The 13854-nt window shown below is 52.0% G+C and carries 10 protein-coding genes; 2 read left to right on the plus strand and 8 right to left on the minus strand.

Annotation, left to right across the window (positions count from 1 at the left end; translation table 11 throughout):
• Position 1: 1 nt before the first annotated feature.
• Together VMT62_16255 and VMT62_16260 are read right to left on the minus strand one after the other, a co-directional pair.
• A complete protein-coding gene (locus VMT62_16255) occupies positions 2-949 on the minus strand; it encodes an ABC transporter permease (protein ID HVN97983.1) in 948 nt (315 codons plus the stop codon).
• A gap of 16 nt (positions 950-965) precedes the next feature.
• Positions 966-2579, minus strand: coding sequence for an ABC transporter substrate-binding protein (locus VMT62_16260; GenBank protein HVN97984.1), 1614 nt, complete (start codon positions 2577-2579; stop codon positions 966-968).
• A 261-nt stretch (positions 2580-2840) separates the two neighbouring features.
• Here VMT62_16260 and VMT62_16265 point away from each other — a divergent pair, with 261 nt between their 5' ends.
• The gene (locus VMT62_16265) at positions 2841-4061 is read left to right on the plus strand and encodes a hypothetical protein (GenBank protein HVN97985.1); all 1221 of its coding nucleotides are present in this window, start codon (positions 2841-2843) and stop codon (positions 4059-4061) included.
• 82 nt (positions 4062-4143) lie between these two features.
• On the opposite strand, the gene dctP (VMT62_16270) is transcribed toward VMT62_16265, so the two are convergent.
• Both dctP (VMT62_16270) and VMT62_16275 read right to left on the minus strand, forming a co-directional pair.
• On the minus strand, positions 4144-5175 hold the full coding sequence (gene dctP, locus VMT62_16270) for a TRAP transporter substrate-binding protein DctP (GenBank protein HVN97986.1): 1032 nt from the start codon (positions 5173-5175) through the stop codon (positions 4144-4146).
• Positions 5176-5181: 6 nt separating this feature from the next.
• The gene (locus VMT62_16275; protein HVN97987.1) at positions 5182-5673 is read right to left on the minus strand and encodes a nuclear transport factor 2 family protein; all 492 of its coding nucleotides are present in this window, start codon (positions 5671-5673) and stop codon (positions 5182-5184) included.
• Positions 5674-6463: 790 nt separating this feature from the next.
• On the opposite strand from VMT62_16275, the gene VMT62_16280 reads away from it, so the two are divergent.
• Entirely contained in the window at positions 6464-6958 is a 495-nt protein-coding gene (locus VMT62_16280; GenBank protein HVN97988.1) for a hypothetical protein, read from the plus strand.
• A 218-nt stretch (positions 6959-7176) separates the two neighbouring features.
• Here the strand turns inward: VMT62_16280 and VMT62_16285 are convergent, their stop codons facing one another.
• From VMT62_16285 to VMT62_16300, 4 genes are all read right to left on the minus strand, one after another.
• Positions 7177-9255, minus strand: coding sequence for an FAD-dependent oxidoreductase (locus VMT62_16285; GenBank protein HVN97989.1), 2079 nt, complete (start codon positions 9253-9255; stop codon positions 7177-7179).
• Between the two features lie 128 nt (positions 9256-9383).
• Entirely contained in the window at positions 9384-10412 is a 1029-nt protein-coding gene (gene dctP, locus VMT62_16290) for a TRAP transporter substrate-binding protein DctP (protein HVN97990.1), read from the minus strand.
• 138 nt (positions 10413-10550) lie between these two features.
• Positions 10551-11282: an N-acyl homoserine lactonase family protein gene (locus VMT62_16295; GenBank protein ID HVN97991.1), complete on the minus strand. Its 732-nt coding sequence runs from the start codon at positions 11280-11282 to the stop codon at positions 10551-10553.
• 459 nt (positions 11283-11741) lie between these two features.
• The gene (locus tag VMT62_16300) at positions 11742-13814 is read right to left on the minus strand and encodes an FAD-dependent oxidoreductase (GenBank protein ID HVN97992.1); all 2073 of its coding nucleotides are present in this window, start codon (positions 13812-13814) and stop codon (positions 11742-11744) included.
• Positions 13815-13854: the final 40 nt, after the last annotated feature.

Below are 13854 nucleotides of genomic sequence, written 5' to 3' on the forward strand. Positions count from 1 at the left end.
CCTATTCTTCCTGACGTATTCTGGGGTCGAGCCATCCATAGGAGAGATCGACCAAAAGGTTGGCGAGGGCAACCACGAAGGCAATCATGAGGACACAACCCTGCACAACGAGAAAATCTTTGTCAAAGACGGACTTAACCATGAGTCGCCCGATGCCTGATATGTTAAAAACCGTCTCTACCAGCACAGACCCACCCACGAGATTTCGGACCTGAATGCCGAGCAGGGTGACCACAGGGATCACGGCGTTTCTCAAGGCGTGCTTGAAAATGATCACCCGCTCCTTAAGGCCCTTGGAGCGGGCCGTGCGAATATAGTCCTGTCGGATTACTTCCAGCATGGAAGAACGCGTCTGCCGAGTGAGCGACGCCAGGGGAACCACAGCGAGGCATATAACCGGCATGATGATCTGTTTCAAATTCAAAGAGAAGTTGTCAAAAGGAGAGGTATAACCCTGAACAGGAAGCCAGCCGAGTTTCAGAGAAAATAGATAGATCCCGAGGATGCCGAGCCAGAAGAGGGGAATGGCCATGCCGAGATTGGCTGAGACCGTGATGAGCTGATCGAGGACGCCCCCTCTGCGAACCGCGGCGATGATTCCTGCGGGCACACTGATCAGTGTGCCTAGTATGAGTGCGATAATGCCGAGGTGAAACGTGACGGGCAGGCGGCTTGCCACAAGGCTTGTCACACTCTCCCCGTACATGAGCGATTTGCCCAGGTTGCCATGGAGCACGTTGATCAGCCATCGCAAATATTGGACCACCACCGGTTGGTCGAGCCCCAGTTGAGTCCGTAGTGCGTTGATCTGCTCCTGGGTGGCGTTCTCTCCAAGCATGGTCAGGGCAGGGTCGCCGGGGATCAAGTGGATGATCAGAAAGCCGATGATGCTGACGATGAGAAGTACTACAATCGTCTGAATCAACCTGCGGAGGATAAAAGCCGCCACCGAAACCTACCTCCGACTATTTATCAATCCACGCATCCTCTGGCGTCCACTGCGTGTCAATGGTGATACCGATCCCTGTGTCGTGCACATTCTTGTAAAAGGCATTCATGCGTGGCTGCGTGTAGAAGAATTGAAAGAGCGCGTACTTGTCGATGAAAAGCTTCTGAGCCTCCCACGTGAGCTTCTTCTTGGTCTCGAAATTCGGGGCACTGACCGCCTTGGCCAGGGTCGCCTCATAATCGTCTGCACACATGATCGAATCTTTGAGATAGGACTTGCAGGACGCGTTCACAGCAAGGTTGTTCGTAGCGTCGGGGAGGATCATGGGTGACTGCTGGATCATGAGTCCCTTCCAACCTCCCCTCAAGAGTTGCTGGTGTCTCCCCTGGTTCACGGGCTCTATCTCGACCGTGATGCCCACCTTGGCCAGGTATTGCTGGATAGCCGGTGGTGGATACACGTAATTTCCCCAGGTAGGGGCGTAAAGCGTCGTCTTGAATCCGTTCGGGTATCCCGCCTCCGCGAGGAGTTTCTTTGCTTTGGCCGGGTCATAGGGGTAGCCTTTCACTGCCGGGTTGACGCCCCATGTACCCGGGTAGGCATACTGGTTACAAACTTTGCCGTATCCAAGAATCAATGAATCCACAAGGGCCTTCTTGTCGATCGCGTACTCAATCGCCCGTCTCACCCTGATATCGGCATAGGGCGAATCCGCATGGCCGCTGTCGCCCGCCACGCATATATTGAGGCCGGAGAGACCCCCTGTACTAAAGTAATACTTGCCCTCTTTCTCCAGATCTTTCACGTCAGGGGGCTCAACAATCAACAGAACATTCATCTCTCCTTTTCTAAAGGCCATGGTACGTGACACCATGTCTGTGATGAACGTCCACTCCACGCCATCGAGGTACGGCTTGCCTTTCTGCCAATAACCGGCAAACTTTTCAAACTTGACGTTCGTATCACGCTGCCAGCTCACAAACTTGAAGGGACCGGTCCCAACGGGGTGCGTCTTGGCCCAGTCAGCCCCGTTCTTCTGGAATGCGGTTGGAGAGATCATCATGCCGGCGTGCATGGTAAAGTTGTCGAGCAGGGTACTCGTCCATTTGGAGAGATTCAGTTTAACCGTGGAGCTGTCGATTACCTCGACCGATTCTACTGACTTCAGTTCTGGATTGTTCGATGTCCGATACCGATCGAGGTTCCATTTTACGGCCTCTGCATTGAAATCCGTCCCGTCATGAAACTTGATCCCTTTCCTCAAGGTAAGGGTGATGGAACTCAAGTCCTTCGCTACCTTCACTCCAGAGGCGAGCCACGGAACCGGCATGCCTTTCTGGTCGTAGCGGAATAAGGTCTCCACCGCTGTGTAAGCTACCCGTACGCCCGTGGAACTCATAGGACGAGCAACAGGGTCTCCAAGGTCATCCGCGTCCAAGGCATGGGTAATCCTTAAAACACCGCCGTAATGCGGCGTGACTTTGGGCTGGGGTGCAGAGACAGCCTTATTTTGGGGGGCTGTCGCCTTGGGCTGTGCACTCCAGGCAGGTACAGCAAGCATCACAAGTACCGCACAACAGACCAACACTTCCAGGAAACGGATTATCCCAAGTAAACCTCTCTTTTTCACGACCATACCTCCTTGATAGAACATTATCTCGTCGGTTACCCCAAAGTCCAAATCCACGGGTTGTACCTTGCCACTCACGAAAAATGAGCCCTCAGCCAATCATATTCTCATCGGGAACGATTACTACGTTTTTTTATATCATGTAAATATATTGTTACATGATTTAGATCATATAACAATCAATAAAATGGTGCTTTACAGATATACATATGGGCCGCGCTAACAAGGGCTCACGAACAACATGATTCCCCTGGAGGGTATATGATCGATCTTGCAGTAGACTTTATGGGCATACGACTCAAAAACCCGCTCGTAGTGGCCTCAGCCGATATCGGACGAAGCGTCGGGCAGATCAGGAAAGCGGAGCAATGCGGGGCTGCTGCTGTTATCGTGAAAGGCATGCTCCCGGACGACTCGAGCGAACTCAAGTCCGTCATGCGAGTGCTCGTGGATGAAAAAGCGCAGACCGTGTATGGAGCAGCCGGGGCGAGCAGATTGAGCTACACGGGGGGCATTGAGGTTATAAAAGCTGCCAAGAAAGAAACGAGTATGAAGATCGGGGCCTGCATGCCCTATCTTCCCGTATACGATCCGGCCGTCATTGCTGAAGGGGCAAAAGAGGCGGTGAAAGCCGGCGCGGATTTCATCGAAGTGAACTTCAAACCCCAGGTCACCAACTACCTAGCCGCCGTGGAGAAGATGGATAAGGACGCGACTGACGCGGCGGCGGTCGCAGAAAAAACTGGGGAGTACATGCGTGAAGTGCTTTCACAGATATCGGAGGGCGTTCGCATTATGAAACAGGCCGTCGACGTACCGGTGATCGCAAAGCTGAGTCCCGACGGGGTAGACATCCTCTCTCAGGCGATCGTCGCATCGAAAGCAGGCATCGATGGCATCGATGCCATCGGGAGCACGAACGGCGCGTTTAAAATAGATATTCATGACGGCGGAAGGACTGCTATTCCCTGCGCCCAAAGCGGCATCTTTCTTTTAAGCGGGGCTATGTTAAAACCCCATTGCCAAAACGCCGTAACCAGGATATCAAAGACGCTTACTGTCCCTGTGCTCGCCACCGGTGGTTTAATGACGTGGACGGATGTAGTTGAAACCATCATGTTCGGAGCGGGGGCCGTCTCTTTCTGCGCACTACTCATGATACACGGATTTGAGGCGCTTAAAAAGCTCAACAAGGGGCTCTCTGCGTATATGGAAAAACAGGGTTACGAGAGCCTTGACGATTTCAGGGGCTTAGCCCTGAATCACGTTGCGCCCTCCATGGCTGAATGCGAAATAATTCCCTCGGTAGCGAGGATAGATACTAAGAAATGCAGCGGCTGCGGCAGGTGCCTTAGACTCGGCCACTGCATAGCTATTTCCCTGTCGGATCGCAAGGCAATGGTCGATGCGGCTCAATGTCTCGGTTGCGCCTCGTGTTTTGTGGTCTGTCCTAAACAGGCCGTTTCCATGATTAAAATATGATCCCGAACATAAGGGGGCGCCGTAACAGGCGCCCCCTTATTTTTTGCTTAGTTCGTTTTTACTCGCTTCAGCGTGTCCATCGTTACTTGTTGTAAAGCTGGATCAAACGCTGGGCTTCGTTGAGTATTTTCGTACCGGGAAGGCCCATTGAGTCGAGTTCCTTGGCCCTCTCGGCTGCCACCATCTTGATAGGCGCATAAAATTTTGCCAGATCTTCGTTCGAGAGACGTATGAATTCAACACCGAGTTTACCGCCCAAACCCATAACATATGTGTCTCTCTGATTGAACGCAGTCTCTGTTTCCTTACCGTAATAATCGATATTACTCTCGATGACCTTCTTAATGTCGGGGGGGAGGCTATTGAACTTGTTGAGATTCATCATCCTCATACCGGTACGGCAACGATAGAAATTGATCATCGTGGCGTACTTTGCCACCTCCGACAGTTTGAGGGAATCCAGCGCCTCAGCGGGGATGAAGAGACCGTCGAGGATGCCCTTTTGCAGGGCCACGTAAACTTCCGCACCCGACATGCTGAGACCTTCTATCCCTAAGTCCTTGAGCGCTATCGTGACATCGCCGTACGTCTGTATCCGCATGCCTTTGAGTTCCTCGGTTCTCCGTACGGGTTTCCTTGTGATCAGTTGGTTCATGTTCCCGGCCCAGCAAAGAACCTTCATTCCCTTATAATCTTGCTCTATCTCTGGGAACTTGGTTAAAAGGTCCTTCCAGACCTTCTCGCCTACTTCAAGGTTCTTTACCCCGTACATGAAAAGGAAGCTTGCTTTGGTGATAGGGAACCCGCTTCTTGAGGTCGTGGGATTGAGGAAGGCTATATCAACTACTCCCTGGACCAGCTGCTCTGCGGAGTCCCTTCCGCCGATCACAGCCCCACCCCAATAAGGTTTGAATTTTACCCGTCCGTTCGTCTCCTTCTCGACCTTATCCATCCACTTTTTGTCCGTGACGCTGAACATATGATCGACCGGGAAGGGTGTGCCGAAGGTTAGTTCGATGACTTTGTTCTGCTGTGCCACCGCTGTGCCTGAGAATCCGGTTATGATAAGACTGATCGCAACCAACAATAAGATGCCGTTTCCAATTCTTTTCATTTCCCCTTACCTCTCTGTTTGTTTTTTTGTGTTGTCCTCTTCTAATCCCGGCAATGGCACGGGCCAGGCCATGTACCGCATGTAGCTGAACTTCCACTTACCATCCTGCTTTGCATATTCACAATCATACTTTCCCTGCAGCCATTTGGATGGGGCTATGATGTCCGGGACGTCACGATCATCAAATAGTTTATGCATCGTCCAATAGCCCTTGGCCGAGTTACCATCGACAGTTATGACGGGCATGGTGAGGACTGATCCTCCCTTCTTTCCTCCCCTTTTGGCAAGAACCTCCCTGAAGAATTTCGCTATCTCGTTTTTTCCATTGCACATGTAAGGGGTATTTATCTGCACCCGTGCATCATCGGTGAAGAAGTCGAGCATCTTCTCGTACTGCTTATCGCAGAGCAAGAAAATGTAATCGTGGTGGAGTTTCTTGATCTCTTCCATATCCTCAAGGGCCTGAACCCTTTTTGCCAGTTCCTCCAACGTCATCATACACCTCCTTTTTATGGGGAATTAACGTTGCACTAACGTTTCAATAAGGTATTTTCGCTCCTCTCTTTTTCCCTGGCTTCTTTACCTGTTAAGAAAAGAAGAACATAAAGACAGTTTTCTCAAGTTGTCTATTTTAACGAGACGCTCCGAGCATTGACTATGATACGGATCATATAGAGGAAAGAATGTGATTAATGGACCAACTGTACACCTTGAGGATAGAGGTAACGTATAACGAAGCGTACGGTTCAAGCAGGATGCCGGCAGGCAAGGAATAGGCTTCACAGAAGACCAGATTGCTACCGTATTAAAAGAGCAGAAGCCGGTGCGCCGTTGCTAAATTACCCCGGTGGAGCAAAGGGCGGAAGCCAACGAAGGTGAATGACCAGCACGGAGTATCGTTTCACGGTTTACCCTAGTGACGCTGTGTCAAAGGCAAAGTTACAGTAACAACAGATCTGCATACTTTGAACAACGAGTTGTAATATGACATTGGAAGATCACTGTTTGCATATCTTTTTCGAGAGCGTTTTACCTTACTTATCCTATTTGCTTAGGGTACTGGAATTAATCAGAATTCTTGAACCGATTATGACTCAAATCATATCTGTAACCTTCGTTCTTTAGTAGAATTTCGTAGATATGCTAGATACTTCTTAGTATCTGCTTTCAAAATGTGTGGAGGCGTTGAAGGGGTGAGGGCAAAGAGCACTGCAGATTCCGTCTGTGCATAATGTGTACATCAAAACGTACATTATAAGTGTCGAGCAAAAAATGCAGGAGGGAGAAGATGGCCGATTCACTGTATGGGAAATACATCATTAACGCAGAAGACAGCACGTTTCCGGAAGGCCAGGGATGGATTCAGGTGCTTACACAAAAAGAATTCCCGGGAAGCAACACGTACTTTGTGCACTGGGTAACGCCCGAAAGGCAGCATCACGAGACGGATATAGGCCATCCACCGCACATGCACAAGGAACCTGAAATTCTCTTTCTCATTGGTACGGATCCCGAAAATCCGTTCGACCTGGGCGGAGAAGTCGAGATATCGCTCGGTCCCGAAATGGAAAAACACGTGATCAACCGGACATCGGCTATATGTCTTCCGACTGGCTTGCCTCATGGATTTTACAGGATCGTCAATACGAGACGTCCATGGATCATGTTTCGGATTCATCAGGCTGCCGTGAACACACAGAAGGTCCTTCCGGAGTATTTGACCGAAGAGCAGAGAAAGAAAGTAAACTGGACTCTATTCAAGAACTCCGGATTCGATGATTAGAGACGTGAATTCTCCGCATTTTTTTCGAATGCTAAATCTGCCGCCGCTTCCATTGATGGTAAACAGGGGCTGATCCAGAATCGATTTCACGAATCTGCTCCTCGGAAAGAGCGGCGTGGCCGCAGTGGCTATAGAAGAAAAGAGCATCGACGCCGTGCATGAGATGGCCGATTCCTGGAAAGTAGAACTGGATCAGGAACACCATCCCCTGTTCAAAGCTAAATTGTGTTACCAACCTTCCAGCCGGCGGCGATTGCGTCCACTATCAGTCCAGGATTGTCGCAGTCTCCGATGGGAATCACCTTGACGCCCGTCTTCTTCAAGGCCTCGACTAATCCTGTGTTCTGCTTCAGGGGCAGAGCAGGCACGAACGTGTCGGCCACGAGGCGTTGTTTCTTCCCGTCTTTTGTCGTTATCGTCAGGTACTTGCCCTCTATCCCGTCATAGGTGGCCCCGGTTATCATGGTAACGCCTTTCTTTCGCAGCCATTGCAAAACATACGGCTTGATAATCGGGGGTATGCCTTCCCCTAACGTCTCGGACGTTTCCACAATGGTAACCTTCCTGCCTCGCTTTACCAGGAATTCGGCCAGCTCGACGCCATGGAGGGGGCCACCCATAACCACCACGTTTTTGCCGAGCGGCATCCAGAGCTTTGTCAGTAACCGCAGAGTCTTGGGGTCCAAGAACTTCAGGTAGAATTTCAGCATGCGGTGCAGAGCGGGGCTACTTACCACATTGCGTGCCTTGTTTCCGGGGATGTTCATCTCGTTCGGAAGACCTCCGCCTGCCACAACCACAGCGTCGGGTTTCAACTCTTTGACGATCTCAGTGGTGACTTCCTTGCCGAGGTTGACCTTAACACCCAGATTGTCAAACTGGTGAGCGAAATATCGCGTAATGGCGGGCAGATCTTCGATCTCAAGTCCTTTCACCATGGACGCGAGGGGCAGCAGGCCACCGAGCTTCGATGCTTTCTCGTAAAGCGTGACGTTGTGGCCCCTTAACGCCGCCACCCTGGCCGCTTCCATGCCCGCCGGACCACCACCGACAACGAGAACATTTCTTTTCTGCGCCGCCTTTTCAACCTCGAATTGCGGCGTGCCCATGGCGGCATTTATCCTGCAGCGGCGCAGCACGTTGTGGTCGGCAACGCCTGTGCACGTGTTGCATCGGGTGCAGGGCCGAACATCGCTCAAGCTCCCCTCGGCAATCTTGCGGGGAAGCTCAGGGTCCGCGTTGAGCGGACGGGTCATGCCTATGAAGTCGCACATGCCCTCCTTAAGCATCATCTCGCCCAACTCGGGGCTGATCTTGCCTACGGTCATAACGGCCATGGAGAGGTTCTTTTTAAAGGTTGCGGCCAACATCCTGTTGGGGCCGGCGCCCCTGTCCTGCCAGTAGTACTCTTTGGGAAACGTGTCTGTGGGGAAGGGAGCCTCGGGAAAAAAGCGAAGTTCGGGAAGCCATCCCACCTGATGGGCTCCTGTCCATTCGCTCCTTACATGGACTATATTTGCGCCCGCCTCCTGCACGAGTTTTGCGGTGGCCAGGCTTAGTTCGGGCGTAAGCATCCTGCTGTTATCGATACCTGCGGCCATGCCTATCTCTATGCCGTTGATAATGAAGCCCACAGGAAAGTCGTCTCCCAGGCGCTTCTTAACCTCTCTTATCGTCTGCACGAGGAACCTTGCCCTGTTCTCGATGCTACCTCCGTAGATATCCGTACGCCTGTTCCAGAAGGGAGAGATGAAGCTGTGAAACAGGTGGCTGCTTCCCGCGTTTATCTCGACACCGTCGAATCCGGCCTTGGCCGCCCTTACTGCGGCGCTCGCAAATTTGTCTATAAACATTTCTATCTCTTCGATAGTAAGCTCGTGCGGCATTTCGTTATGCAGGTCGGTCTCGGACTCGAGAGTCATCGCGGTGGCGGCCACCAGACCCTCCGCCCCCTTGCCACCCATAGGCCCGCCGTGATAGAGCTGGATAAACGCCGGACAGCCGTGCTTATGGATAACGGTGGTGAGGCCCTTGTACCCCTCAATATATATGTCATCGTCGAGGCGGTGTCTGGGTCCGGCTTCGGGCAAATGGACGGACGGACTCTCCACTATAATAAGACCGACGCCCCCTTTCGCGAGACCCTCGTAATAGGCCAGCGTTTCCGGGCTCATGCGCATATGGTCTCTATTTGAGTAATGCGTGCCCGCAGCCGTTTTTATGATTCGATTCCTCGTCTTAACCTTGCCGAAGTAACCCGGCTCAAGGAGCTTCTGAAAATTTATTGTGTTACCCATAGCTAATCTCCTCCTCGTTCACGCTAATCTATTTTTACCTTCCTGTCGGTTGAGGTAAAGGGGCGCCGTGACAGGCGCCCCTTATTTTTGCTCAGTTTGCTTTGGCACGCTCTAGCGCGTGTCCGTCGTTACTTGTTGTAAAGCTGGATCAAACGCTGCGCCTCGTTGAGTATCTTGGTGCCGGGTAGGCCCATCGCATCAAGTTCCTTGGCCCTCTGGGCTGCCATCGCCTTAATCGGGGCATAGAACTTGGCCAGATCTTCATTGGAGAGACGTATGAATTCGACGCCGTGCGTGTTCGTGCCCATACCGCTCGCTTCTCTCTGGTTGAACACGGCTTCTGTCTCATCGCCATAGAAATCTATATTCTTGTCTATTATCTTCCTGATGTCGGCAGGCAGGCTGTTATACTTATTGAGGTTCATCATCCTCATGCCGGTGCGGGAACGGTAAAAATTGATCATGAGAGCGTATTTTGCAACCTCGCCCAGCTTCAGGGAATCGAGTGCCTCAGACGGCATAAAGACGCCGTCTAAGATACCTTTTTGCAGCGAAACGTAGATTTCAGAACCAGTCAAGGACATGCCTTCTACCCCTAACTCCTTAAGCGCGAGCGTAACGTCACCGAATGCCATTATCCTCATGCCTCTCAGGTCTTCGGTCTTACGTACCGGCTTTCTCAGAAGAAGCTGGTTCATATTACCGGCCCAGCAGAGTACCTTCATTCCCTTATAGTCTTGCTCAATCTCGGGGAACTTGACCATAAGCTCCTTCCAGACCTTGGCGCCCACCTCGAGGTTCTTTACACCGTACATGAAGATGAAGCTCGCCTTGGTAATGGGAAAACCGCTCTTCGAGGTCGTGGGGTTGACAAAGGCCATGTCAACTGCCCCCTGGACCAACTCCTGTGCAGCGTCGCGGCCGCCGATTACTGCCCCGCCCCAATACGGTTTGAATTTTATCCGTCCATCCGTCTCCTTCTCGATTTTATCCATCCACTTCCTATCGGTGATACTGAACATGTGATCAACCGGGTAGGGCGTGCCGTAGGTTATTTCGATGACCTTATTCTGCTGCGCCACGGCGTTGGCTGAAAACCCGGCCACGACAAGAAACATCGCAACCAACAAGAGGATACCATTCCCTATTTTCTTCATTCCCCTTACCTCCCTGTTCGTTTTTCCGGAACGGCTACTTTCGGAGACTTCTTTCCCGAAGAACCTTAAGAGATGCTCCCACAGCGCCGTCCGGTACTATCTGTTGTAGGGTTTCTCGTTTCCCTTCACTTCTTCAGCTTACGGATAAAGCTCCTTTTTCATGACGAGTGTATCGTGCCCGGGAAGAATAAAACCCCCGAGGTCTCTTAAACGATCGAGGCTCCAGTAGCAATCCCTCAAGTCCACATATATCCCGTTTGGCCAGAAGGAAGTACCCGGGGGAACCTCCATGTTGATAAAATGGGTTATCGTATCGCCGGCTATGATGTGGAGGCCCTTTTCCGTGTCGACAAGCACCGATTGGCCTCCGGGGGAGTGCCCCGGAGTAAATACTACCCTGATACCCGGAAGGATCTCAGCATCGCCGTCCGCATACTCGAAAGTCATATTTGAGAAATCCACGTCATAGGCCCCTCTGTGAATTGGCAGCGGGTTCTGTGCGTATTCCATCTCCTTCTTCTGGACCACGAAGGTGGCCTTTGGAAAATAGTCGTTTCCTCCCGCGTGATCCAGATGCAGATGGGTATTGATCACGAGCCGTATCTGATCACAAGACGTGTTGAACCGCTTGAGCTGGGGCTCCATCCGCTGTTCGGGCGTCTGGTCATAACGGTTTGCCACCTCAGGCCTCTCCACGCGACCGAATGCACCGGCATCAACGAGCACTCTCTCATCGCCATTCACGAGAAGCCAGGCAAGAAGTGCACCGGCAAGCGGAACGCCATAATCCCGGTAAAGAAGGGTCTGTGATTTGTCTCTGACCGCCGTTCCAAGGATAAGCGGTGCTATGGTCCAGGTATTCTTCATCATGTTTACGCTCCTCCACCCCAATTTTCTGGTTGTTCTCTCACTATGTTTCTGACAGAGGTTCTGTCGTGCTGTGCGGAAAAGACCTGAATTAACGCCCGTCTTAAGTGCGAACCGCAGGGTAACAACGACGTGATCACGATCCCAACTCGCTCGTATACTAAGTAAGCCACCCCTCATCAACCCCACTTTCCATGACAGACACTGAAATTATGAGCAATGTATTGCGCTCCAAAGATGGAAACCACCGGCAAAGAACAAAAACCCGCGAGTCGCATGCAGAAATGATCCTACTAAACCGTTCACAAGACTGACCATGATTTAAATCATACTAACACAAAAAAAGCTGACCCTTTGATCCCGCGTCCGGCGTGGTACAGAGCCCTCTAAGCATCCATGTCTCATGCCGGACGCGCAAAACGGGATGCTTCTTGCGTATAAAATGACGTCTTCAGCCAAGACTCACAAGCCTTTTGCTATTTTCCATCCATCAGCGACCGCATCGGGTATGAGCCCTGATTTCTCACAGTCTCCAATGGCATAGACTTCTGCCACCCTGCTCCCGAGTGCCTCAACCAGACTGTGATTCGTTGACAGGGCTATAGCCGGAATTATGGTGTCCGCGGCAATGGTAAGTTTTTCTCCTCCCTGTGTGGTGATGGTCAACCCCTTGTCCGAGATCGAGTCACAGACCGCACCCGGATACACTAAGACTCCTTTCTTCTTGAACCATGAAAACAGGCGATTTTTTCGCTCAGGAACCAGGCCCTCTCCAAGCGTCTCTCCGTTATCGACTACGGTCACTTTTCTTCCCCGCTTCACGAGAAACTCGGCCAGCTGACAGGCCGCTATCTTCCCTCCTATGATCGCTACATTTTTCCCCACGGGCATCCAAAACCTGGTGAGCCATCTGAGCCTTGCAGGGCTTAAGAACCTCAAGAAGATCTTGAGGGTGTTATGGAGTTCGGAACTCTTGACCACATTACGCCCCTCTATGCCGGCTATCTTTGGAACAGACGGTACGCCTCCCACGGCTATTATCGCCACATCAGGCTTGAACCGATCGATCATGGAAGGATCGAACTGCCGGCCCGTTACCACGTTGACGCCTGCGTTTCGGATTTGTCTTTTGAGATAGGCAATGAGATTAGGCAGATTTTCGATGTCCATGCCTTTAACCAGGGCCGCTATGGGTAGGGAGCCTCCCAGTGTGTGCATCTTCTCTATAAGAGTAACCTCGTGTCCCCTCAAGGCAGCCACCCGCGCCGCCTCCATACCCGCCGGTCCGCCGCCGACCACAAGCACTTTCTTAGGTGTCGCTGCCCTGCCGATCTCATAGTCGGTGGTGCCGAGCGCCGCGTTGACCCTGCACTCTTTGGGAAGCCCGTTCATTTTCTGACAGGTACTGCAGCGGGTACATGGTGCGATATCTTCAACCCTACCGGCCGCCAGTTTATTGGGAAGCTCGGGGTCTGCAAAGAGCGGTCTGCACATGCCGATAAAGTCAGCCTTCCCATTTCTTAAGATCTCTTCGCCAAGCATCGGTTCTATCCCACTCACCGTGATGACCGGAATGTTGACTACTTTCTTGATGATCTCAGCGCCGGGGACATTAACACCCTTGCCCTGGTGACTCCAGTCAGGCCCCGCGGGGAATGAAGCAAGCGGGATGAAAGGTTCAGGATAAAAAAGGTTGTCCTGGTTATAAGAGCCGAGGTGGTGACCGAACCAGTGGGATCGCACATGGAGCGCATCTGCTCCGGCCCTTTCTAGGGTCACGGCAATGGCCTTACTCTCCTCAAAGGTCATGCCCTCATCTCCAGCGCCTCCCTCAACGGCGTTGATAAGAATGCTGACGGGGAAATCCTGACCTGACCTCAATTTTATCGCCTTGATCATCTCTATGAGAAAACGGCTTCTCTGCTCAATACTTGCATAACCGTAGGCATCGGTTCGCTTGTTATTACGGCGGGACAAAAACGTGGAAAACAGGTGGTCGCCCCCGGCGTTGAGTTCTACCCCATCGAAGCCTGCCTGCCTCGCCCGTTCCGAATACTCCGCAAAAAGTTGTACGAGTTCCGCTATCTCGGCCACGGTCAGCTCCCGGGGCTCTCCCTCAACCGGAAAATCGAACTCGGACACGGGTGGCTTCACTGCGGAGGCTGCGTAACGGGGCCGCATCTTTGCGTACGGCTGGTTCCAGGGACCGCGATGATAGAATTGAACAAATGTGGGGCAACCGTGTTTGTGGATGACCCCGACTAGTTCACTCAACTGCGGAATGAACCTGTCGTCGTCAATGCGCATGCGCACATCTCCCGGTTCATCGAAGGGATATTCTACTATAGGTGACTCCATCATGATGAGGCCGGCGCCGCCTTTGGCAACAGCCTCATAATAAGCCAGAGCTTTGTCTGAGACACGGCGCTCTCCGGGGACCCAGAAACTTGTGCCGGCGGCGGTCTTAATTATCCGGTTCCGCGTCTGCACTTTTCCAATATGAAACGGTTCAAGAAGTTTTTGAAACCTCATCATCTTCTCCCTTCTTTATATGCCCGACCTGCCTTTAAGGGTG

The organism is Syntrophorhabdaceae bacterium, assembly GCA_035541755.1.
Taxonomy (GTDB): domain Bacteria; phylum Desulfobacterota; class Syntrophorhabdia; order Syntrophorhabdales; family Syntrophorhabdaceae; genus PNOF01.

What these genes read in the sequence shown, in the direction of transcription:
- VMT62_16295 (HVN97991.1), bottom strand. Translation starts at nt 11,282, where the DNA reads ATGATGAAGAATACCTGGACCATAGCACCGCTTATCCTTGGAACGGCG.
- VMT62_16300 (HVN97992.1), bottom strand. Translation starts at nt 13,814, where the DNA reads ATGATGAGGTTTCAAAAACTTCTTGAACCGTTTCATATTGGAAAAGTG.
- VMT62_16285 (HVN97989.1), bottom strand. Translation starts at nt 9,255, where the DNA reads ATGGGTAACACAATAAATTTTCAGAAGCTCCTTGAGCCGGGTTACTTC.
- dctP (HVN97990.1), bottom strand. Translation starts at nt 10,412, where the DNA reads ATGAAGAAAATAGGGAATGGTATCCTCTTGTTGGTTGCGATGTTTCTT.
- VMT62_16265 (HVN97985.1), top strand. Translation starts at nt 2,841, where the DNA reads ATGATCGATCTTGCAGTAGACTTTATGGGCATACGACTCAAAAACCCG.
- dctP (HVN97986.1), bottom strand. Translation starts at nt 5,175, where the DNA reads ATGAAAAGAATTGGAAACGGCATCTTATTGTTGGTTGCGATCAGTCTT.
- VMT62_16275 (HVN97987.1), bottom strand. Translation starts at nt 5,673, where the DNA reads ATGATGACGTTGGAGGAACTGGCAAAAAGGGTTCAGGCCCTTGAGGAT.
- VMT62_16280 (HVN97988.1), top strand. Translation starts at nt 6,464, where the DNA reads ATGGCCGATTCACTGTATGGGAAATACATCATTAACGCAGAAGACAGC.